Genomic DNA, 21,703 nt, shown 5'->3' with positions numbered 1-21,703 from the left:
TGTGAAGGCAAGGTGATATAGATATGCTTAGCTCCCTAAGTATCAATGAATATGCCGCAAAGCTGGCTTCCGATGAAGTACCTCCCGGGGGAGGAAGTACGGCAGCTATTTATGGTTTAATGGCTACGGCTCTTTTAGAGATGTCAATTGCATATTCACTAAGAAGCCCGAAACTGGTTGAATGCAGCGAAGCTTTGATTGCTAAGCAGGCTGACTTGAGCCGGCTGCATATAGAGTTAACGATTTTAATTGACCGGGATGCACTTGCACTTCGGGGATTACTGACTGTCGCCGATATGCCGGAGACAACGGCGGAGAAAAAACAGGCGCGGGCTGTAGCTTTGCAAAAGGCGCTCAAACAAGCGGCTGAAGTCCCTGTTGAAACAGCCAGATCCTGTTTAGAAGTTATGGAGATAGGCAAAGCCATACTTAATAAGGTGGATAAATTAGTGGTAAGCGACATGATGGCTGGGGTGGCTGCCGCACATGCCGGTGTTGTTGCCAGTCTGCTGAGTACGGCAATAAATTTAAGCGAAATTGAAGATGAGACGCTGGTAAGTGCCCTCAAAGGACAAATCTATCTATTGCAGAGCGCAGCAGATGAACTGAAAGCAGCGGTTGAGGGAAAAGTATATAGTACTATGCCCTTCAAAGTACTGCGGGGGTAAATATGTGGATAATACTTGTTGCTCTGGGAGCCGGTGTGCTGCTTGGTGCTAGCGGCCGCTTGCCGGAGCGTTTTCTCGTCCATCTTGATAAGCTAACTGCCGGAACTTTATTTATCATGCTAGCCGCCCTGGGCGCCCAGATTGGCGGCAATTCCGAACTGATTGCCAACCTGCCTGTGCTTGGTTGGCGAGCTATGGTGATTACTGTTATGGCGGTTGCGGGTAGTGTTGGCATGGTGTGGTTTGTTGGGCGGTCTTTGCAAAAAGGTGGTGAAGGCTAATGATTTACTCGGTTGTTATAGCCGTTATCGCCGGCCTGTTGGCAGGCAGGTTTCTGCTGCCGCCGGGACCATCTGAGTGGCTGGAACCACTGGTCACCTATACGCTGGCTTTAATGGTCTTTATCGTGGGTGTGGATATCGGCCGCAATAAAGCAGCGCTCATACAGTTAAAACAAGCAGGTTTTAAAATACTCTTAGTACCTTTGGGAGTCGCCTGCGGAACCCTGCTGGGTGCACTGGCGGCCATGCCGATGGTTGGTCTTCCGTTTAAAGAAGTAGCTGCCGTAAGTGCGGGATTCGGATGGTATAGCCTGTCAGGGGTGCTGATAGCCGATATCTACAGTGTTGAATTGGGGGCTACTGCGTTTTTATCAAATGTATTTCGCGAGCTGATAGCTTTTATTATAATTCCGGTTGTTGTAGGTTTTGCCGGTAAACTGGCTGCTATTGCTCCCGGCGGAGCTACAACAATGGACTCTACCCTGCCGCTCATCACCAAGGTTACTGATACAAATACCGGGTTAATTGCATTTTTAAATGGATTGGTTTTATCGGCAGTTGTTCCGCTCTTGGTCCCGTTCTTATTGTCTTTATAATCGAGATACAAAGTTGAAAGAAACAGACCCTGTATCCTTTTATATTTAGGTTACAGGGTCTGTTTCCTTATTCTTTAGGGACTTGCTTTAAGCTTAAGCCGATACGTTTACGCTGTTCGTCAACACTAACTACCATCACATCAACAATATCACCGACGGAGATAACATCAATAGGGTGGCGGAAATGCGTATGGCTGAGTTCTGAACGGTGAATCAAGCCGTTAATTTTGATGCCGATATCGACAAATGCACCAAAGTCAGTTACGTTGTGTACAGTTCCTTTGACAATGGTACCGGGAGTAATATCGGATAACTTAACAATATTTTTGCGGGTTTGCGGCGGAGGAACATCTTCCCGCGGATCCCGGCCCGGTTTGGCTAAAGCCGCAAGAATGTCACGTACGGTCGGCTCACCGGCATTAAGTTCGGCGGCCAGTTTGGCGGCGTCTACTGCCGGTGCTGCCTGCTGCAGGGCTGCTAGTTTGGTTTTGGCTGACAAGTCGGCAAGTGTGAAACCGAGCTTAGCTAAGATCGCTTCGGCCAAATCGTAGGATTCCGGGTGAACCGGAGTATTATCAAGCGAATCTTTGGCTTGGGCAATGCGTAAAAAACCGGCACATTGGGTAAAGGCCGCCTTACCTAGGCGGGCAACTTTTAGCAGTTCTTTGCGGCTTTTGAATTCGCCGTTTTCGGTGCGGTAGGCGACAATATTTTTGGCCACACCGGCGTTGATACCCGCTACATAGGTGAGCAGGGCCGGAGAGGCAGTATTAAGTTCGACACCAACGTGGTTAACGCAGGATTCTACAACATTGGCCAGAGTGCCGCCGAGTTCTTTTTGGTTTACGTCATGTTGATACTGGCCGACGCCGATGGATTTGGGATCAATCTTAACAAGTTCGGCTAACGGGTCTTGGACACGGCGGGCAATCGAGACAGCTCCTCTAATAGATACGTCCAAATCCGGCAATTCATCTTTGGCCAGTTTGGATGCCGAATATACTGAAGCGCCGGCTTCGTTGGTGATTATATAGTGGACATTTAGGTTATTGTTGTTAATAAGGTTTGCGGCAAATTCCTCGGTTTCGTAAGACGCTGTGCCGTTGCCAATCGAAATAAGAGTAACGCCGTATGTTTTGATGGCATCAAGAACTCTGGCAGCCGCTTCTTCCCGTTGGCGTTCGCTCATAGTTATATACAGGGTGTTGATAGTAAGCACAGTGCCGGTAGGGCTGACAACAGCCATTTTACAGCCGGTGCGGTAACCTGGGTCCAGACCCATAACGGTATGGCCGGCCAAAGGGGCTTGCAGCAGCAGTTGGCGTAGGTTAAGTCCGAATACTCTTATGGCTTGTTTTTCGGCATTTTCGGTTAAGAGGGCACGGATTTCGCGCTCCAATGCTGGAAATAACAGCCGTTTATAACCATCGGTAATTGCGTCGTTAATGGTTTGCGTAAAAATAGAATTGCCCGTAATAACTTTATTGGCAACAAGTTTACAGTTGACTTCATGCTCGATTAAGAGATCAACTTTTAACGTACCTTTTGTTTCGCCGCGATTTACGGCCAAGATTCGGTGAGATGGCATACGTTTTACAGGCTCGCGGTATTCTTTGTACATGAGGAATTCTTTGGCTTCAGCTTCGTCGACAGCAAGCTGGGTGGCGATTTCCGCTTTTTGCCACAGTTCCTTACGGAGCAGTGCCCGGATATCAGCTTGTTCGGTTACCGTTTCGGCAATTATATCCTGTGCTCCGGCCAAAGCTTGCTCTGCGGTGGTTATTTCGTGTTCTTCATTTATGTACTGTGCCGCAATATCCAGAGGTTCTCCGCTGGTAAGCTCTTGCGCCAATATGGTTTCTGCCAACGGTTCTAAACCTTTTTCCCGGGCGATTTGAGCCCGCGTCCGTTTTTTAGGCCGGTAGGGGAGATATAGATCTTCCAGTTCTTGCAGTTTGGTTGCTTTTTGGATGGCTTCGGCTAATTCCGGGGTTAACTTTTCTTGCGCTTCAATGCTGGCGAGGATTTCTTCCTGACGCTTAATCAAATTACGCAGGTATTGGGTGCGCTCTTCAATCGTGCGAATATGTTCTTCATTGAGTTCGCTAGTAGCCTCTTTACGGTAACGGGCAATAAACGGGACGGTGTTGCCATCATCCAAAAGGTTTATGGTTGCTGTTACCTGGTGGGGTTTAACTGCTAATTCGCGGGCAATAATTGCAGGAATTTCAGTAATAAGCATATATTCACCACTTTATGTATAATTTTTGACCTTTTATATTATAACAGTTTGTACCATCAGGGCAATATAATTACAATACCATGTTGGCAAAGGAAATTTTTTTCATCACGGAGAAAGTAACTAAAAACAAGATTAGATGTTACAAGGCTTCAGGGGGATCATATTGTGATTGTTTCTATTAGAGATTATATGTGGCGGCAGATTATAAAGCTGGCTTGGCCGGTAATATTTGAAGGCGTTATCATCATGGCCGTCAATGTTTTGTTAACAGCTATGGTGGGCCGGCTGGGGGCAGTGCCGCTGGCTTCCGTCGGCTTAGCGGTAATGATGCAATTTGCGTCGGCATTGGTATTTGCCGCTGCCGGCACAGGGGCCGCCGCGATAGTAGCCCGTGAGACAGGGGCTGGCCGCTGGCAGGAAGTTCGGAGCATAACCGGGCAGGCCATAATGCTGGGAGCCGTTCTAGGTGTAGTATTAGCAGTTGCGGGCTTGCTGGCGGCTGATTGGGTGCTTAGTTTGACGGCAGCCGAACCGGAGGTAAGTTCCCTAGCGGCTGGTCTGGTAAAAATTACGTTTATGTTTACGCCATTCTACTTAATTTTGTCTATAGGTACTGCGATTTTGCGGGGAATGGGGAAAACGCAAACAGCTTTTTATATCACTATCTTTAATAATGCTTTGGCACTAATCATTGCATATATGTTGATCTTTGGCAAAGGTTTGCCGCTTCTAGGGGCCTACGGTGCAGCCTGGGGGCTGGGTATATCGCAGTTGGCAGGTGCTGTGGCCGCTTTGGTGGTTTTACATAAGTTAAAAACGGTACGCTTGTCTTGGCGGCATATATTGTCCATTCAAAGACCGGTGATTAAGCGAATTGTTGATATAAGCGTACCGGCGGGGCTGGAACAGTTTGCTATGCAGAGCGGGAGGATTGTATTTAATTTTATGCTGGCCGGTGCAGGAGCAGCACAGTTTGCCGCCCATCAAATAGCCCTGCAGGTGGAATCTATGTCATTTATGCCCGGCTTTGGTTTTTCGGTCGCAGCTATGACGCTTGTCGGTCAGTATTTAGGAAAGGGTATGCCGCACCGGGCAGTACAATTTGCCTGGCTGACCAATAAGATTGCTTTTTGGAGTATGACCGTCATGGGAGCGTTCATGTTTGTTTTTGCCAGGCAGCTGACTTCCTTATTTATCAATGACCAACAGGTTATCCAGTGGGGAACGCTGTTAGTTATGGTTGCGGTCTTAGAGCAGCCGACTCTTGCCTTATGTTTTGTGTTTGGCGGGGCGCTTCGCGGTTCCGGTGATACGCGCTGGCCAATGTATGTTACGACTTTCGGGGTATGGCTGCTAAGATTACCGCTAATCTATCTGTTTATTTTTGTTTGGCATTATGATATTGTTGCCGCTTGGTATATTACTGCTGCAGATTTTTTAATTAGAAGCATTATCTTGTGGTGGCGGTTTGAATCAAAAAAGTGGGTGTAAATAAGGAACGTCACGCGATTGTTGCGTGACGTTTTTTTAGTCGGCGATAACATCAACAATACTAATAGACGGTTTCATTGCCAAATCAATAATCTGGGTCGGAATAAAACCCTCGGGGCTGGGGCTTGGTTCGGCAATTTGTACAATCGGTGTGGAGGTAAAGCGAACTTTATTCTTTATTACATAGGCCAATTGGTTGGTGCTTAGCCGTACCATACTGCCTATCGGATAAAGAGACGTAGTATGGAAAAACGCGCGTAATAAGTACATATCAAATAGGGTATTTCCATTAGCCATCATGTTTTCGATAATAGCAGAGCGGGGGGCACCTGTCATTGCAGCTGCATTCATAGTATTGTCAAAGTAGTTGGCAATAGTAACCAGGCGTGATAATGGGTGAATTTCTTTTCCAGCCAGTCCGGAAGGCGATCCTTGGCCATCATAGCGTTCATGGTGCTCGGCGGCAATGCGGGCGATGATCGAACCAACTTTATTTTTTAATAAAAGCTGCTGACCGTAAATTGGATGGAGATGGCCGTGGTCGATGGTGGAATAACCGCTAACTGTTGGCATAACGCACTTTCCCAGATCGTGAAAAAGCGCTCCTAAGGCCAAATCCATCAGTACTGAGCGGGGCAGCTTGATATAAAGGCCTGTAGCCACTGACATTAAACAAACGTTAACCGCATGTCCAATTTCATCTTCAAAAGGTTGACGTACTTGAACGTTAATGATTTGTGCGAGATTTTGTTCTGTTTCATCAATAACCTGTCCTATTGTATTTTGAATTTGTTTCAAATACACAGTCCTGAAGCCAGAATTCAACAAATCCTGACTTTTCTTGCTAAATAATGACCGGAAGCATATCATAAGTTCCTCTCTGACTTCCGGGGCAACTACTGTGTGATTTTTTAGCTCAGCTGCAAATCGGTCATAAATAGGAATATTTGTTATCCCCATTTGGGCAAGCCGGGAAATGTAGTATTCTGTAAGGGCGATGCCTTGTTCGAGGAGCAGATTGCCATTGTCATCAACTAGATCCTGTGCCAACACCATGCCGGCTTTTACTTCGCTAATAAACATAGGGTTCCTCCTTGTATCCTTGCCATTATTATACAGAAAAAACTGCAAAAAAGGAATAATTTTTTGCCTGCTAAACCTAGGACTTAAGTCTGAAATAACGACACAAACGCTTATTTTCCGGCATATTATGTTAGTAGTAGTTAACGTAAGGTTTGTCTGAAAGGAGGGATATTATGTCGTTATTTGTAAACACGCTTAGAGCTAATGTGCAACTGGCGGTGCTTACATCTTTGCTCTTTACAATACTGGGTATAGTTTCCTGGATGCCTAACCCCTTTTATATGGTTTATCCTGACAACGTGTACTTGATTATCCATAGTATTATTGAAATGATTTGTTTGGCGATTAGTTTGAGCGTATTTGTTATAGTATGGTATGGCTGGCCGCAGACCAAGAATAGTCGAGATTTGGTTATTGCTATGGTTTTCTTAGCAGTTGGTCTTTTAGACTTTGCTCACTTACTGTCGCATAAAGGAATGCCGGATTTGTTTTCGGCTAATAGTGATAATAAGTCTTCCCTGTTTTGGATTATGAGCCGTCTACTGGCCAGTATTGGCCTGCTGGTTGCCGCTTATATTCCCCGGCGCAGTAAAAATCCGGTGTTCCACCGATTATATCTATTAACGGTGACACTATCTGTTACTACGGGATTGTTAGTCAGTGTGTTGTTTTTTGAAAATTTGTTAATGCCAATGGATATTCCCGAACAAGGTCAGACTATTGCTAAGATTGTTTTGGAATATGTCATAATGGCGTTAAACCTATTAGCTATTTATTTATACGGTTTCCGGAACCCGGCTCAGCAGTCTGTGTTTTTGTTGCGTGTTGGTTTAGTATTTAATTTAGTGGGCGGGATGGCGTTTGCGCTTTACAACAACTGTTACGATAGTTTCAATTTGATAGGGCATATTTACAAAGTTTTGGCGTATTACTGCATATTACGTTCGCTGTTGCAAACCTCCATTCTTAAACCGTATATGCGCATATCAAGGCTTAACCAAGCGCTAAAGAATATGGCAGCCAAGAAAATGAGTCTGTATAAAGAGACCAAAGAAAGTCAAAGTATATTACAGCAAGCATTTATTCAATTAGGCGCAACCTTAGCATCCAAACATGATTTGGAGGCCATGCTTCAGCAGGTTGTGTTGGCCACGGGGACTGTTTTTCAATGCGAGCATGTTTATTTATCGCTTGTTGAAGATGACAAGTTAAAGATAGTGGCGTATATTAGCAGCTTTAAACCTCCGGAAAAGATCGATATTAAAACAAGCTTTATGGGGAAAGTTTTTACTGAGAAAAAGTCACTGGTAATTGATCAAATCGGCAATTACTCTGAAAGAATCATTGACGCTATACAGCAAGCCGGTTTAAATTCAATGGTTGGGGCGCCAATTCGCCATAATGGGAATGTTATCGGTGTACTTGGAGTATTCTCTTATAGAAAAAAGGATTTTACTCAGCACGAAGCACAGTTCTTAAGTGTCTTTTCCCACCATGCCGGTGAAGCGATCAAGAATGCGAAAGCCTATGAGACGACAGTCGAAAGTTTTGCTGAACTTAGCTTGCTATATGAAATTGTTAAAGATATTGCCATGCAAAAGTCACCGGCGGCAATTCTGACAAGGGTAACAGAGAAACTGTACGGTCTATTTTCAGCCAATGGGGCATTGGCCTTTATTATGCATCATCGGGATGATGGGATTCATACTCAACCGGCGTTTATTGACGGGTTTGAACAAAAAGAAGTCGACCATTTGCAGCGGGTGTTTTCAGACAGCAAAATGGTTTGGCCTTGGAGCGGCCTTAGTACTATTGAAGAGAGTACAGTCGAAGAAACCGAGCGGGGTCTTATTATCATGTCGGTGCTAATGTCCAAACGGCTTAATATCCTGCCGCTTTTAGCCAGTGGCAAGCTGCAAGGATTAATTGTGCTTGGCTGGAACGATCCCTTGCAAGAAATTCCGCCAGGAAAAGAACTCGTGCTAGGAACGATCGCCAGCCAGGCAGCCATTGGTCTGGAACGCGCTTATCTTTATGATCATTACCAGGCTATGGCGCTGACCGACCCATTAACTAAGCTGGCCAATCGCAGGCAATTTGAAATTGTTTTGGGGCGTGAAATCAGCCGTACTCTTAACTACCACCGGCCAGTCAGCCTTATTATGCTGGATATAGATTTTTTCAAAAAGGTTAACGATACCTGGGGGCATTTAGCCGGCGACGCAATTTTACAGAAGATGGGGGCTATGATAAAAGAACACTTTCGACCCACAGATATAAGTGCGCGATACGGTGGAGAAGAATTTGCGATTGTACTGCCTGAGACTTGTCTGGAAGAAGCAGCCGAGTGGGCGGAGAATTTGCGTAAACTTGTTGAAGCAGCCAAGTTTGCTTTTGAGGAGGCAGTCATTGCGATTACCATAAGTTTAGGGGTAGCCACATTTGAGAGTGACATTTCCTGGGAGCAGCCGGAAACCAATTTAATCGATGCAGCTGACCAGATGTTATTCCGTGCTAAGCAGCAAGGTCGCAATCGCGTGGAATGCTTTAGAAAATAAGCAAAAAAATGTATAGAAAGAGAATAGCTGGTTGTTGACTTACACATGCTATACCTGATAAACCGTAAAGGAGGGATACATGTGTTATCATCAAAAGAGTTAATGCATTTGGAAGATTTTCTGAGTATGGAACAAACCTGCGCTAAGACAATGAACTATTTTGCCAGCAACGTTCAAGATACACAGATTAAACAGGTTTTCCAACAAATAGCCCAAAAAAATCAACAGAATTTCCAAACTATGAGTAAGCATTTAAACGCAGGTCAAAACTTACAATAATTGAGGTGAAATATTTTGGCACAATTTGGTCAACAATCTGGTCAATCCGGTCAGCAATCCGGCCAAAGCATGCAGGCAGGCATGAGCGGTCAAGGGGCTATTATAACTGACCGTGATATGTTGCAGCTTGCTCTTAACGAAAGCAAGCACGCAGCGGCTGCAGTTAACACTTTTGCCTTGGAGTGTAGCAGTGAATCGCTGCGTCGCGATTATCTGACAGTTTTGGGCGATATCCATAGCCAAGAAAAACAACTCTTTGATATGATGCAGCAAAAAGGCTATTACAATGTTCAAAACGCAAGTTCACAAGACATTTCTCAAGCTAAATCGAAATTTAGCGGTCAATCCCAATAACTTTGTTTATAAAGACTATCCCGCTTTATAAAACGGGATGGTCTTTTGGTTTTTAATTCTATTCGTGCCGCTTTATTTTTTTGCAATATAGAACGATTTGCGTGTTTTACAGGTCGCATTTTACTTTTCCTCTACACCTCTGACGGTGCATCAGGAAATAATCCTAAAATTACGTCTGTTGATACATTAAGGGCATTCGCTAGTTTTTTTACTACTACTTGTCCGGGATTCTTCTTTACGCCACGCTCCAGTGCAGAAATGTACCCCTGAGTTACGCCTGCTGCTTCTGCCAGTTGTTGCTGTGACATATTTTTCGTCAATCGCAATTTTTCAAGCACTATCGCAACACCTCCTATTATAATATTCTAACTCTATAGAGTTAGCTAGTCAACGCCATTGAGTTAGGGGTTTTTATTAATAATTGTGGTATATTATTACTATAGAATTATTGTTAAGGTGGCTTAAATATGGATATCTCTAAAAGGATTATTGAGTTACGCCAGTTAAAAGGATATAGTACAAACAAACTAGCAACTCTAGCAGGATTATCACAAGGTTTTGTCCGTCAAATTGAATTAGGTGAAAAACATCCAACTATTGAATCTTTGCGGAAGATATGTAATGGTTTAGGAATCAGCTTATGCGAATTCTTTTGTGACGAAACAGCAGAACTTCCTTTAGATATTCAGCGTCTGGTAAGAATTGCTCAGACGCTAACCCCTAAACAACGCCAAGCTTTGCAAACGTTTTTAGAATTGATGAAGGGCTAACGGTATATTTAAAAAAAATCTACGTGATTTTATCAAAATAGCACTCTACGTTCTTGCGCAAAGTGCTGTTTATTTGTTTAAGCTGGTTTACTATAAAATAGGACACCCCGTTTAACAGCAGTATGGATTTTATACTTTTTTCTACTTGCATAAAATTACCTTGACAGCAACTAGCAATAAGAGTTATTCTTAAGTAAGAATTACGGAATAACTATTTTCCAGTGATATTTGTAGTAAGGGAGGGGAAAAGAATGGACATTTGCGTTACATCACTGTTAAGGGACAAGGGGTTCAAAGTTACGCCACAGCGACTGGCGATATATAACGCCTTAGCCGCTACTACTGCCCATCCTAGCGCCGAAATGATTTATAATGAGCTCCAGCCGATTTATCCTACGATGAGTCTGGCGACTGTGTATAAGACAATTGAAATTTTGAAAGAATTGAATTTAGTACAAATACTTAATGTTGGGGAAGACAGTTTCCGCTATGATGCCAATACTAGTAATCACCCGCATGTACGCTGCATGTGCTGTGGACGGGTTGATGACTTGCATGGCATAGATTCTATTGATTTTGTTAGTAGGGTTTCGTCGCAAACGGACTATACTATTCAAGGGCAGCAATTTTACTTCTATGGGATCTGCCCTAAATGCCAGAACGAGTCCGCGGCCAAACAGTAGAAGTACGGATAACAGAAAACAGATAAAGAGATTGCCGCATTCCGGCAGTCTTTTTGCTATGTAACCCATTCAAAACAAAATTTCTTTTTCGCTGCGGCTAGACCTCAGAAGGATTGAAATCCCACCTAGAGCTAAGTCTACTTTATAGAAAGGCAGGTTAGGATATGAAGTTGGCAAGTTATATTGACCATACTCTACTCAAACCGTCGGCAACTGTGGAAGATATTATTACGTTGTGTGAAGAAGCCGTTAAACACGAATTTGCGGCAGTATGTGTAAATCCAATCTATGCGGATTTGGCAGCTCACCACCTGGCTGGTACGGGAATAAAAACAGCTGTTGTTATAGGTTTCCCGTTAGGGGCAACGATAACTGCCATCAAGGCGGCTGAGGCTAAAGAAGCAGTGCTGCGCAAAGCCAATGAGTTGGACATGGTCATAAATATAGGCGCAGCTAAAGCCGGACTTTGGGAAGTAGTAACCGAGGATATCAGACAAGTAGTTGAAGCGGCTGATGGCGCTATCGTCAAAGTTATTATTGAAACAGGTTTGTTAACTGAGGAAGAAAAGCGACAGGCATGCCTGGCTGTGATTGATGCCGGAGCGCACTTTGTCAAAACATCTACTGGTTTTGCCTCTACTGGCGCGACAGTGGAAGATATTCATTTGCTCAAAAAAATCGCAGGGGACAAAATTGGTATCAAGGCTTCGGGTGGTATTCGTACCCGTGAACAAGCTCTTGCGCTTATTGCTGCCGGAGCTACCCGCCTGGGAACTAGTGCCGGAGTGACTATTACCGGCGGTTAGTATTGCCTATCGTATTTCTGGTTTATATACTTCTAGCCGATAAAAAAATTGTAGAAAAAGACATAGTTTACATAAAACACCTGTAGAAGTAAACTTGAATGCATGATATAATGTCCTTTACTTGCTCGAAAGGAGGGCAGCATATCATGCGTAATATAGTTGAAATTGTACCCGGCGGCATGCCGGTAATCGTTGGGCTGATTTTAGCCTGTTTGCTTCTAAGTATGATACCTATTCGTCCGCAAATGTGGCTGTACCCTCTGGTGCGGGAGGTAGTCGTGATGAAAATTGAGTATCAGACGCGTAGCATGCTGACAAAAGAAACGCCGCATTTTATTATTAGATATACCGACAGTGACGTCGACATAGTTGATATGGTGGCTGAAGCCTCAGAAGCTGCCTATCGGCCTGTTACCGCGGCTTTTAATTATGAGCCAAGCGGTAAAACGCTAATTCTGGTTTATTCTGACCGTCAAGCCATGAAACAGGCATATGGCTGGTCTGGTGATGCCAGTGCTATGGGCTTTTACTGGGGTGGAATTATCCAAATTCTCTCGCCAAAAGCGTGGATGAGAAACAACCCCTCGGTAGACGAGTTTATCAGAACTGGTCCGTTGGCGCACGAATTCACTCACTTGGTGTTTGACCATTTGACCAGAGGAAACTATTCCCGCTGGTTTACCGAGGGATTGGCACAGTATATGGAATACCGGGTGAATGGCTACGAATGGGTAACAGCTGATAACCGTTTAACAGGAAAGCTATATACACCGGAAGAACTTGACCAGAATTTTGACGGATTGTCCAATCAATCCCTGGCATATCGTCAATCACTGGCGGCAGTTCGCTATATTGCCGAAGTTCAGGGTGATGCTAAACTAAACCAAGTATTGCTGTATCTTAAAGCTGGTGAAAGAACTGACCGTGCTATTGAAAAGACACTTGGTATGGATTACGCCACCTTTATGTCGCTTGTTAATCTGTGGGCGCAAGGCAATATGCAACAATATAGCAAAGCAGCTAATTAAGGAACGTGCTAACGCATGTTCCTTTTTCTTTGTGCGCCCGGCATGGGCGCAATCTAACGGGTGAAAGTCCCGAGCGCGGGTAGATAGTGCCAAGCGCATAGCTCAAGACAAGGGTGTCCACCGCGAGGTGGAATCTGAAGGAAGTCGGCGGCAAATCTCTGGTCTGACGAACAGAAATCACATATAAGGCAGTGTAAACTGGGTAAGGTTGCATAACAAACCGAAGCCCGAAACTATCCGAAAGTTTGCGCTGTAAATGTGGCAGATAGATGGAGAGAAAGATTGCGTTCTTACCCGGGGAGATCTCACAGACATGTGAAGATAACTCAATCGAAGCATGGTTGAAATAAGATTTACTGTGAGAAGTCAGCAGAGGTCATAGTACCGAAGTTTTTCGAGAAGGACTGAACAATAATCGAGTTCTTGAGCAAAGGAAGGTGAAGTCATGTTAAGAGAGCAGAAAACCAGTAAAATGGGCTGCCCTTGCCAGGGTATGCTGGAAGCAGAGAGTAACAAGGGAGCGCGGAGCATGACGACACTGGAAGATGCAAAAGAGAACCGCGTAAATCTGTTAGAAGAAATACTAGACCGAAACAATCTCAATGCAGCATATGCCCAGGTACTGCGCAAGAAAGGTGCAGGCGGAGTGGATGGCATGCAGGTTGGAGATATGAAGCAGTGGCTGAAAGACAATAAAGAAGAGTTTCTTGAATCCCTGCGAACCGGAAGATACACCCCTCAACCCGTGAGAAGGGTAGAAATACCTAAGCCGGATGGAGGAACCCGAAAGCTAGGAATACCGACCGTACTAGACAGGTTAATACAACAAGCCATAACCCGAGTGTTAACGCCCATCTTTGAAAAGAAATTTTCAGAAAGAAGTTATGGTTTTCGAGTAGGCAGAAATGCGCATCAGGCGATAAAGCAAGCCGAAGCATACTATAGGGCAGGATACACGAAAGTAGTAGACATTGACCTGGCGCAGTACTTCGATACGGTAAATCATGACATGCTTATCAACATGCTCCGTGAAGAAATCAAGGATGAACGAGTCATCGTCTTAATCCGGAAATACCTGAAAAGTGGAGTCATGGAAGGCGGTATAGTCAGCCCCAGTACATCGGGAACCCCGCAGGGAGGAAACCTGTCACCGCTGCTATCCAATATCTACCTGACGAAATTTGATCAACTGCTGGAGAAGCGCGGACATAAGTTCGTAAGATATGCAGATGACTGCAATATCTATGTCAGGACGGAACGTGCAGCCAAGCGGGTCATGGCGAGTTGTGTGAAATTCCTTGAGGGAACTTTGAAGTTACAAGTAAATCAGCGGAAAAGCCAAATCGGCAGTCCGCTGAGGGTGAAGTTTCTGGGATTTGCATTGCATAAGGTAGCGGGACAAATCGGAATACGTCCGCATGGGAAAGTCTTGAAACGTTTCAAAGAGAAGATCAAGGAAATAACCAACCGAAGTCGTGGGTGGGCAATCCAAGACACACTGCAAGAACTGAGGAAATATACAACAGGCTGGTTGAACTACTTTTCCATTGCAAGCATGAGCAATAACATGAAAGAAATGAACAAATGGATACGGCGCAGGCTGCGAATGTATCTATGGAAGCAATGGAAGAAAGTTCAGACTAAGTTTGTGAATCTACAAAAGCTGGGACTGGATAGGAATAGAGCTTGGCAGTATGCCAATACACGGTTAGGGTATTGGCGTGTTGCGGGAAGTGCTATTTTACAAAGGACACTAACAGACAAATACCTCGAATCTCTAGGCTATATGAACATAGCGAAGAAATACGAGGCATTTCATTTACGTTAAAATTATTGAACCGCCGTATACCGAACGGTACGTACGGTGGTGTGAGAGGTCGCTAAATAAATTAATTATTTAGCTCCTACTCGATTACAGGGCAACATCGGCATTTGCTGTCGCTATCGCTCAGAACAAGCCGTGTTTTCTTTACCCTAACAGAAAGCAGAGCTTTCTTAAAAATAGGATAAGGGCAACATCGGCTTCCACTATCGCCAAAGGTTCTGTGCAAGCCGTGTTTTCTTTACATAGATAAACCAAATATGGGAAAATTAAGACCGATATGCCTAAGGGGGGAAGTCAATGCTTACCCGACGGGAGTTTCTAAAGATTTGTACGTCGGCAGTTTTATCTGTCAGCTTAACCGATTATTTAGTGCCGCTCATGCGTCAGGGCTATGCGGAAAGTAAATTAACCAAACCGCCGGTAATCTGGCTGGAGCTTGGTTCTTGTACCGGTAATTCAATTTCACTTGATAATGCTGTTAATCCGGAGCTTGTCCAGATACTTACCGACATGATCGACTTGCGTTACCACTGGCTTTTAAACCTTGCCCAAGGAGAACAGGTGGTAAAAGTATTAATGGATACGGTGGAAAAGGAAGCGGGGAATTTCTGGCTGGTGGTTGAAGGTTCGGTCATGACAGCTGAAAATGGCCGCTTCAACCATGTTTTTTTGCGAGGTAACGAGATGGTGACAGGTTTAGCGGCTTTGCAGGAATTTGCACCTAAAGCTAAATATATTATTGCGGCCGGTACTTGTGCCTGTTATGGCGGTCCGTCGGCCGCTTATCCGAATCCCGGCGGTGCAAAAGGAGTATGGGATGTCATAAAACAACCGGTTATTAACGTACCCGGCTGCCCAATTAATCCGGATTGGCTGTCAGGAACATTTAGTCATCTTATTATGTATGGGTTGCCGGAGATGGATAGCTATAACCGTCCCAAGATGTTCTTTGGCCAGACCATTCACGATTTGTGTCAACGGCGGCAGCAGTTTGAGGACGGTATTTTTGCTTCGTTTCCTGGTGAAAGCGGCTGTCTTTATAAAGTAGGCTGTAAAGGCCCTGTTACTCACGCCGATTGTCCGAAACGCCAGTGGAATCACTATGTTAATTGGCCGGTGCGGGCGGGGGCTCCGTGTATTGGCTGTGCTAGTCCCGGCTTTCCTGACAGCACTATGCCTTTCTATAACCACCTGCCTAATTTACAGACTCCGCTGGGTACACTTAACATCAAAAGATTCGGTGCCGCCGCAGCCGGGCTGGGAGCGGCGGGAATCGGAGCCTACTTAGTTACCGGGGTTGTTGCCAAGCGGGTAGGCAAACATTGGCTTGATGGTACCAATCCGCCGGAACCCGATCCGCCTGAAAACCTGGAGCAGCTAAAACAGGAGTTAGATGATCTGATTCGCCAGCAGAATGCGCTGATTAGTGAGAGTAAAGGCTTGGCCAAGACCAAAGTCAAACGCAAACAGCCCCGAACCTTTCGACAGAAGGTTGTTGACTTCTTTCGTCCGGGACAAAGATACAGGAGGTAACAACGATGGCGGTACAGACAATTTTTCCGGTAACACGTATTCATGAGCCGTTGAGAGTTGATGTAGAAGTGCAGAACGGCAAAATTGTTAATGCTTGGTTAGGATCTCATTTGTTCAGGGGGATGGAGGCAATGCTGCAGGGGCGTGATCCGCGTGATGCGTCGTTGTTTACGCAACGGATTTGCGGTATATGTTCTTCTGCTCACGCCATTGCTGCCGGTATGGCTCAACAACAGGCGTTTGACGTGCGGCCGACGCCGACAGGACAACACATTACTAATTTGATATTTGCCGCAGATATAATCCAAAATAACTTACGCCACTTTTACATGCTGGTACTGTACGACTATGTGCGGGGACCGGATATGCCGCCGTACTTGCCACGCCCCGCAGCGGCGGATTACCGTTTGCCGCAGAAGGTAAATAACGAACTTTTGCAGCATGCCAAAGAGGCTGTCACTAAAGGAGTACGTGCTCACGAAGCGATGGCTGTTTTCGGAGCCAAAGCACCGCATCAACAAACTATTTTACCCACAGGTACAACCGAACAGGCATCGGTGGAACGGCTTATGGCCTATAGCAGTATTTTGCAGGAGTTAACCGAATGGGTTGAAAATATTTTTACCAGTGACGTTATGACAATTGCTGAATACTATAAAGATTACTATAATATTGGGGGTGGATACGGTAATTTCTTTTCAGTCGGTATGTTTCCGGCACCTTTGACAGGGGAGCGCGCCTTTAAGTCAGGACTTGTTCTTAGCCAGGGGCAGCCGGAACCGTTCGATATTAACCAAATTACCGAAGAGATTCAATATAGCTGGTATAAAGATGACGTCATCAGCAGACCGCCGGCACAAGGGCGGACAGATCCAAATATTGATAAGCCGGAAGCGTATTCGTGGATAAAGGCTCCCCGCTATAAGAATATGCCGCTCGAATGCGGCCCGTTAGCCAGAGGGTTTATTAATGGTGAGTACCGACGCGGTGTCTCAGTTATGGACAGGCTGGTGGCCAGAGCCAGGGAGACGTTAAAAATATGTAAACTGGCCCAGGGATTTTTCCAGGAGATTGTGCCCAACACGCCCAGTTTTCAGCCATATACGCCGCCTGAGAGCGGCACAGGCGTAGGCTTGACCGATGCCATGCGGGGTGTACTTGGCCACTGGATGGAATATAAACATGGCAAAATAACTCATTACCAAGTGGTTACCCCGACTACCTGGAATTTTTCGCCCCGGGACAGTCGCGGTGCGCGGGGGCCGGTCGAACAGGCATTGATTGGTACACCTGTGGTAGAAGGGGCAGGGCTTGTCGAAGCCGGCCGGGTTATCCGTTCCTTTGACCCCTGTTTTACCTGTGCGGTACATTTACTAGAAATGTGACGGGATATAAGAGGTGTTGAAGCCGGAGTAACAGCGTGATACAATATTTGCTATAAACGATAGGGCAACATCGGCTTTCACCGTCGCTAAGAGCTCGGCGCAAGCCGTGTTTTCTTTAGATAATGAGAGAGGGGCTATCCTATGAGTATTTTTCAAGCTTGTGATATACGCGGCGTAGCAGGCAAGGAACTAACCGACGTAATGGCCAGGCGTATTGCCCTTGCTGTTGGCGTTAAACTAACAGGACAAAGAGTAGTAGTAGGCGGCGATATCCGGCTGTCCACTCCGAGTCTGCAGTGTATAATGATTGATGGCCTGGAGGAATCAGGCTGTCAGGTGATTGATATTGGCACAGTGGCGACCCCTGTGTTTTACTATGCGCTAAAAACCACCGGCGCAACAGGCGGTGTAATGGTTACTGCCTCCCATAACCCGGCGCAGTACAATGGTTTCAAACTGGTACTGGGCCCTAAGCCAGTCACCGAAGAAGAGGTAGCTGAGATTGGCCGGATGGTGATGGCTAACGAAAGAACGCAGGGGAACGGATCGGTAACTCAGCTTCCGGTTATTGCCGATTACCTTGAGTATACCGCCGGTAAAGCCAAGCCAGGAAAGCTAAAAGTAGTTCTGGATGCCGGTAACGGGGCTACTGCCACGATCGCACCAAAACTATTCAAGCGGCTTGGCTATGAAGTGATTGAACTGAATTGCAAGCCTGACGGAAGTTTTCCCAATCACCCGCCTAACCCGGCGCTTGCTGAAAATCTGGCAGCGCTCGGACAAGCTGTACGTGCGCACAAAGCGGCGCTTGGTGTTGGGTTTGACGGAGACGGTGACAGAGTCGGTTTTGTTGACGAAAATGGCCGTCCCCTTGATAATGACGATATTATGGTGCTTATTGCCAAACAATACTTGGCAAACGGGAATGGCGCAATCATTTACGATGCCAAGTGCTCAATGGTTGTGCCTGAGCAAGTGGCCAAAGCCGGCGGGCGGCCTGTTATGGCGCGCGCCGGTCATACCTTTAGCAAAGCGGCTTTTATACGGGAGATGGCCTTGTTTGCCGGAGAAATCAGCGGCCATTTCTTCTTCCGCGAATTAGGCTATGATGACGGCATGTTTTCCGGCTTGAAAATATGCCAACTTGTGGCCGAGCTTGGCAGTCTGGCTGTTCAGATTGATGCCATACCCAACTATCTCCTGACACCTGATATCCGGGTCAAGTATTTAGGGTCGGATAAAGCGGCCGTATTGACGCAAGTGGCTGATAGACTGGCAGCTTACAATCCTAACCTGATAGACGGTGTGCGGATTGAATTCGAAGATGGCTGGGGGATGATTCGCGCCTCCGTTACTGAGCCTCTGTTTACACTGCGGTTTGAGGCTAAAACGGCAGAAAGGCTGAGGGATATTACCAGCATACTGTTAGGTGCATTGCCGCCGGAAATACAGACAACCGTCAAGGAAAAACTACCGGCAGAGTGCATATAAATATAAGCATATAGGGGCTAGCTATCCGGGAGGTTCTGATCACTGATAAAAGCAGGATAATAATTACTGGCAAAGAGGAATTTTAGACAGTTAAGTCGAATACATAACTGTTTTCCTTAAAGTAAAAAAAATAAGAGGTAATTATGCAGATTCATGTTTTGGCCAGCGGCAGTACCGGAAATGCTACGTTCATTGAAATGGAAAATACTAAACTGTTGGTGGATGCTGGGATAAGTACCCGGCGTATTAAGCAGTCACTGGATGCTATCGGTACCAAGGTAGAGGATATTGACGGTGTACTTATAACGCATGAGCACCGTGATCATGTCAATGGACTGACAACACTGTTAAAAAAATATAAAATTCCGGCGTATGCCCGACCGGATACCTGGCAGTCAATGTACTGCCGGGGAGTACTTCCCGAGGAGTGCTGTAAGGCGCTTCCCGACAGCCTTAGCATTGGCAGGATAAAAATTGAGCCTTTTAGCATATCCCATGATGCGGCTGACCCTGTCGGGTTTCGCTTGTATGCGGGCAGCAGCAAAGTCAGTGTTGCCACAGACCTTGGTTTTGTTACGCCTACAGTAAAAGAGGCCTTGTCTTTATCCGACGTCATGGTGTTGGAATCAAACCATGATGTGGAGATGCTGAAAAACGGCAGTTACCCATGGCATCTGAAAAAACGGATCATGAGTAACCGTGGTCACTTAGCTAATACTGACGCCGGCTGGACATTGGCCAGAGTTGACCGTAAAGCGCATACCCATGTTTTTCTGGCCCATCTTAGCCAGGAAAATAACCGTCCGGAACTGGCGGAAGATACAGTAGCTGAAATTTTAACAAATCAGGGCTGCCGGCTGGGGCAGGAGGTTACTTTGCATCTTACCTATCCCGAACAGATTTCAGGACTATCTGAACACAAATAGGAGGCGATATAATGGGATGGTTTAAACGCTTGACTCCTTATATTGTGGTTTCATTAATCAGCATGGTTATTGGCGCTACTTTTGTGGTAGGCTGTGCCGGTAATATTACCGGTGATAAAGCGCAAAAACCTGACACCGCCGGTTCCCCTTTTAAGGCACTTCAGCCGCCGGCGGCACAGGCACATATCTCTGATGCCCGTAACACGCCTATTGTCCGGGCAGCTCAGACCGTTGGCCCGGCTGTTGTCGGTATTACTAACAAAGGGATCGCCCGCGACTTTTTCAGCAATCGTCAAGTCATGGTGGAACAGGGCACAGGTTCTGGCGTTATTTTTGATGAACAAGGCTATATAGCCACAAACTATCATGTTGTCCAAAATGCTCAGGAGATTTCGGTTTCCCTAGCTGATGGCCGCACACTTGACGGCAAGGTGGTTGGCGGTGACCCCGCTACCGACTTGGCTGTTGTTAAAGTTGATGCTTCAAACCTGCCTGTAGCGGTATTGGGTGATTCCGATTCGCTAATGGTAGGCGAACCGGCGATTGCTATTGGCAATCCGCTGGGACTTGAATTCAAAGGCAGCGTAACGGCCGGTGTAATCAGTGCCCTCAACCGTTCGTTGGATATCGGCGAACGTCGCTTCAAACTGATTCAGACCGACGCTGCCATCAACCCCGGTAACTCGGGTGGTGCTCTTGTCAACGCCGACGGTGTAGTTATCGGTATTAACAGCGCGAAAATATCCCTATCCGGCGTAGAAGGCATTGGTTTTGCCATTCCTATTAACAGCGCCCGGCCTATCCTCCAGTCACTTATTGACAAGGGGCGGGTTATTAGAGCTTATCTGGGCGTAGGCGCCCTTGACCAAAGCACTGCGGCAAAATACGGTTATGAACTCAAACTGGATAAAGGCGTTTATGTAGCAAAAGCATCGGCCAGCGGCCCTGCTTACAAAGCCGGTATTCGTGAAGGGGACATTATCCTCAAAGTCGCCGGAGCCGAAACCAACAGTGTCGCGGAACTTAGAGCAGTTCTTGATACTCAGCAAGTTGGTGGAAAAGTAGAAGTCGTTATTCAGAGAAACGATCAGAAACAAACGATTAACGTGTTATTAGAGGAAATGCCAGGACAATAAGATGAAGATTACTATTATTACCGTAGGTAAGATCAAAGAAAAGTATCTAACCGCCGGGATTCAGGAGTTCCAAAAACGCCTTACCCCATTTTGCAAACTGGATATCATCGAACTTGTAGAAGAACGAATGCCTGATGCCCCGTCAGCGGCCGAAAAAACACAAGCGCTCACCCGGGAGGGTGAGCGCATTTTAAAAGCCGTACGGCCGGGAACGTATCTTATCGTGCTGGACGTAGCCGGACAAGCCCTGTCGTCAGAACAACTGGCTGCCAAGTTTGAGAATCTGGCTTTAACCGGACAAAGCGATCTAACATTCGTCATCGGCGGTGCTTTTGGGTTGTCGGCAGAAGTAGTAAGTGCGGCTAAGGAAAGATTGTCGTTTTCTAAGATGACATTTACACATCAGATGATTAGACTATTGCTCGTTGAGCAGATTTACCGGGCGTTTAAGATTTGGCGTGGAGAACCGTATCACCTCTAACGGCGAAAAGTGGCCTCAACCCTTGAAAATCCGGGTGGAGGCTTTGTTTTTTTTTGTACATAACTTGGTCGAAATAAAACGTCTTGA

At 46.0% G+C, this 21,703-nt stretch carries 21 protein-coding genes; 18 read left to right on the top strand and 3 right to left on the bottom strand.

What is annotated here, in order from left to right; genetic code table 11:
• Positions 1-23: 23 nt before the first annotated feature.
• The 3 genes from SRRS_RS24590 to SRRS_RS24580 are packed head-to-tail and all read left to right on the top strand — an operon-like array spanning position 24 to position 1,545.
• Positions 24-668: a cyclodeaminase/cyclohydrolase family protein gene (locus tag SRRS_RS24590; protein ID WP_371364076.1), complete on the top strand. Its 645-nt coding sequence runs from the start codon at positions 24-26 to the stop codon at positions 666-668.
• 2 nt (positions 669-670) lie between these two features.
• Complete coding sequence (locus SRRS_RS24585) at positions 671-949, top strand: LysO family transporter (RefSeq protein WP_371364074.1); 279 nt, start codon at positions 671-673, stop codon at positions 947-949.
• The gene (locus SRRS_RS24580) at positions 949-1,545 is read left to right on the top strand and encodes a lysine exporter LysO family protein (RefSeq protein ID WP_371364072.1); all 597 of its coding nucleotides are present in this window, start codon (positions 949-951) and stop codon (positions 1,543-1,545) included. The genes SRRS_RS24585 and SRRS_RS24580 overlap by 1 nt, the downstream gene beginning before the upstream one ends.
• A 67-nt stretch (positions 1,546-1,612) precedes the next feature.
• Here SRRS_RS24580 and SRRS_RS24575 read toward each other — a convergent pair whose 3' ends face one another.
• Complete coding sequence (locus SRRS_RS24575) at positions 1,613-3,787, bottom strand: Tex family protein (RefSeq protein WP_371364071.1); 2,175 nt, start codon at positions 3,785-3,787, stop codon at positions 1,613-1,615.
• Between the two features lie 165 nt (positions 3,788-3,952).
• Between SRRS_RS24575 and SRRS_RS24570 the strand changes: the two genes are divergently transcribed.
• On the top strand, positions 3,953-5,278 hold the full coding sequence (locus SRRS_RS24570; RefSeq protein ID WP_371364069.1) for an MATE family efflux transporter: 1,326 nt from the start codon (positions 3,953-3,955) through the stop codon (positions 5,276-5,278).
• A 36-nt stretch (positions 5,279-5,314) separates the two neighbouring features.
• Here SRRS_RS24570 and SRRS_RS24565 read toward each other — a convergent pair whose 3' ends face one another.
• The gene (locus SRRS_RS24565) at positions 5,315-6,361 is read right to left on the bottom strand and encodes an HD-GYP domain-containing protein (RefSeq protein WP_371364067.1); all 1,047 of its coding nucleotides are present in this window, start codon (positions 6,359-6,361) and stop codon (positions 5,315-5,317) included.
• A gap of 173 nt (positions 6,362-6,534) precedes the next feature.
• On the opposite strand from SRRS_RS24565, the gene SRRS_RS24560 reads away from it, so the two are divergent.
• From SRRS_RS24560 to SRRS_RS24550, 3 genes are all read left to right on the top strand, one after another.
• Positions 6,535-8,919, top strand: a complete 2,385-nt coding sequence (locus tag SRRS_RS24560; protein ID WP_371364065.1) for an MASE3 domain-containing protein — start codon at positions 6,535-6,537, stop codon at positions 8,917-8,919.
• A gap of 81 nt (positions 8,920-9,000) precedes the next feature.
• Entirely contained in the window at positions 9,001-9,198 is a 198-nt protein-coding gene (locus SRRS_RS24555) for a ferritin-like domain-containing protein (RefSeq protein WP_371364063.1), read from the top strand.
• A 15-nt stretch (positions 9,199-9,213) separates the two neighbouring features.
• On the top strand, positions 9,214-9,552 hold the full coding sequence (locus tag SRRS_RS24550; RefSeq protein WP_371364061.1) for a spore coat protein: 339 nt from the start codon (positions 9,214-9,216) through the stop codon (positions 9,550-9,552).
• A gap of 131 nt (positions 9,553-9,683) precedes the next feature.
• Here SRRS_RS24550 and SRRS_RS24545 read toward each other — a convergent pair whose 3' ends face one another.
• Positions 9,684-9,890 (bottom strand): helix-turn-helix domain-containing protein, encoded by a 207-nt coding sequence (locus SRRS_RS24545; protein WP_371364059.1) that lies wholly within the window; start codon positions 9,888-9,890, stop codon positions 9,684-9,686.
• 129 nt (positions 9,891-10,019) lie between these two features.
• Between SRRS_RS24545 and SRRS_RS24540 the strand changes: the two genes are divergently transcribed.
• The 11 genes from SRRS_RS24540 (at position 10,020) to rlmH (ending at position 21,616) form a co-directional block, all read left to right on the top strand.
• Positions 10,020-10,322 (top strand): helix-turn-helix domain-containing protein, encoded by a 303-nt coding sequence (locus tag SRRS_RS24540; RefSeq protein WP_371364057.1) that lies wholly within the window; start codon positions 10,020-10,022, stop codon positions 10,320-10,322.
• Between the two features lie 251 nt (positions 10,323-10,573).
• Positions 10,574-11,005 carry a Fur family transcriptional regulator gene (locus SRRS_RS24535; protein ID WP_371364055.1) on the top strand — a complete coding sequence of 144 codons (432 nt, stop codon included), beginning with the start codon at positions 10,574-10,576 and terminating at the stop codon, positions 11,003-11,005.
• Positions 11,006-11,169: 164 nt separating this feature from the next.
• Complete coding sequence (deoC, locus tag SRRS_RS24530; protein WP_371364053.1) at positions 11,170-11,811, top strand: deoxyribose-phosphate aldolase; 642 nt, start codon at positions 11,170-11,172, stop codon at positions 11,809-11,811.
• A 146-nt stretch (positions 11,812-11,957) separates the two neighbouring features.
• Positions 11,958-12,839, top strand: coding sequence for a peptidase MA family metallohydrolase (locus SRRS_RS24525; RefSeq protein WP_371364051.1), 882 nt, complete (start codon positions 11,958-11,960; stop codon positions 12,837-12,839).
• Between the two features lie 445 nt (positions 12,840-13,284).
• A complete protein-coding gene (gene ltrA / locus SRRS_RS24520) occupies positions 13,285-14,667 on the top strand; it encodes a group II intron reverse transcriptase/maturase (RefSeq protein ID WP_371364049.1) in 1,383 nt (460 codons plus the stop codon).
• Positions 14,668-14,961: 294 nt separating this feature from the next.
• Positions 14,962-16,197: a hydrogenase small subunit gene (locus tag SRRS_RS24515; RefSeq protein ID WP_371364047.1), complete on the top strand. Its 1,236-nt coding sequence runs from the start codon at positions 14,962-14,964 to the stop codon at positions 16,195-16,197.
• Between the two features lie 5 nt (positions 16,198-16,202).
• Positions 16,203-17,582, top strand: a complete 1,380-nt coding sequence (locus tag SRRS_RS24510; protein ID WP_371364045.1) for a nickel-dependent hydrogenase large subunit — start codon at positions 16,203-16,205, stop codon at positions 17,580-17,582.
• Between the two features lie 141 nt (positions 17,583-17,723).
• Positions 17,724-19,073, top strand: coding sequence for a phosphomannomutase/phosphoglucomutase (locus tag SRRS_RS24505; protein WP_371364043.1), 1,350 nt, complete (start codon positions 17,724-17,726; stop codon positions 19,071-19,073).
• Between the two features lie 143 nt (positions 19,074-19,216).
• Entirely contained in the window at positions 19,217-19,999 is a 783-nt protein-coding gene (locus SRRS_RS24500; RefSeq protein WP_371364041.1) for an MBL fold metallo-hydrolase, read from the top strand.
• Positions 20,000-20,010: 11 nt separating this feature from the next.
• A complete protein-coding gene (locus tag SRRS_RS24495) occupies positions 20,011-21,135 on the top strand; it encodes a S1C family serine protease (protein ID WP_371364039.1) in 1,125 nt (374 codons plus the stop codon).
• 1 nt (position 21,136) lies between these two features.
• Positions 21,137-21,616 carry a 23S rRNA (pseudouridine(1915)-N(3))-methyltransferase RlmH gene (gene rlmH, locus SRRS_RS24490; RefSeq protein ID WP_371364037.1) on the top strand — a complete coding sequence of 160 codons (480 nt, stop codon included), beginning with the start codon at positions 21,137-21,139 and terminating at the stop codon, positions 21,614-21,616.
• The last annotated feature ends 87 nt before the right edge of the window (positions 21,617-21,703 follow it).

This window comes from Sporomusa rhizae, assembly GCF_041428845.1.
Taxonomy (GTDB): domain Bacteria; phylum Bacillota; class Negativicutes; order Sporomusales; family Sporomusaceae; genus Sporomusa; species Sporomusa rhizae.
The sequence above is the reverse complement of the archived record's forward strand: the minus strand, read 5'-3'. Positions and strand labels throughout refer to the sequence as shown.

Excerpts from the sequence above, each read along its gene's own strand:
- SRRS_RS24590 (WP_371364076.1), top strand. The coding sequence starts at position 24 with ATGCTTAGCTCCCTAAGTATCAATGAATATGCCGCAAAGCTGGCTTCC.
- SRRS_RS24585 (WP_371364074.1), top strand. The coding sequence starts at position 671 with ATGTGGATAATACTTGTTGCTCTGGGAGCCGGTGTGCTGCTTGGTGCT.
- SRRS_RS24580 (WP_371364072.1), top strand. The coding sequence starts at position 949 with ATGATTTACTCGGTTGTTATAGCCGTTATCGCCGGCCTGTTGGCAGGC.
- SRRS_RS24575 (WP_371364071.1), bottom strand. The coding sequence starts at position 3,787 with ATGCTTATTACTGAAATTCCTGCAATTATTGCCCGCGAATTAGCAGTT.
- SRRS_RS24565 (WP_371364067.1), bottom strand. The coding sequence starts at position 6,361 with ATGTTTATTAGCGAAGTAAAAGCCGGCATGGTGTTGGCACAGGATCTA.
- SRRS_RS24560 (WP_371364065.1), top strand. The coding sequence starts at position 6,535 with ATGTCGTTATTTGTAAACACGCTTAGAGCTAATGTGCAACTGGCGGTG.
- SRRS_RS24540 (WP_371364057.1), top strand. The coding sequence starts at position 10,020 with ATGGATATCTCTAAAAGGATTATTGAGTTACGCCAGTTAAAAGGATAT.
- SRRS_RS24535 (WP_371364055.1), top strand. The coding sequence starts at position 10,574 with ATGGACATTTGCGTTACATCACTGTTAAGGGACAAGGGGTTCAAAGTT.
- deoC (WP_371364053.1), top strand. The coding sequence starts at position 11,170 with ATGAAGTTGGCAAGTTATATTGACCATACTCTACTCAAACCGTCGGCA.
- SRRS_RS24525 (WP_371364051.1), top strand. The coding sequence starts at position 11,958 with ATGCGTAATATAGTTGAAATTGTACCCGGCGGCATGCCGGTAATCGTT.
- ltrA (WP_371364049.1), top strand. The coding sequence starts at position 13,285 with ATGTTAAGAGAGCAGAAAACCAGTAAAATGGGCTGCCCTTGCCAGGGT.
- SRRS_RS24515 (WP_371364047.1), top strand. The coding sequence starts at position 14,962 with ATGCTTACCCGACGGGAGTTTCTAAAGATTTGTACGTCGGCAGTTTTA.
- SRRS_RS24510 (WP_371364045.1), top strand. The coding sequence starts at position 16,203 with ATGGCGGTACAGACAATTTTTCCGGTAACACGTATTCATGAGCCGTTG.
- SRRS_RS24505 (WP_371364043.1), top strand. The coding sequence starts at position 17,724 with ATGAGTATTTTTCAAGCTTGTGATATACGCGGCGTAGCAGGCAAGGAA.
- SRRS_RS24500 (WP_371364041.1), top strand. The coding sequence starts at position 19,217 with ATGCAGATTCATGTTTTGGCCAGCGGCAGTACCGGAAATGCTACGTTC.
- SRRS_RS24495 (WP_371364039.1), top strand. The coding sequence starts at position 20,011 with ATGGGATGGTTTAAACGCTTGACTCCTTATATTGTGGTTTCATTAATC.
- rlmH (WP_371364037.1), top strand. The coding sequence starts at position 21,137 with ATGAAGATTACTATTATTACCGTAGGTAAGATCAAAGAAAAGTATCTA.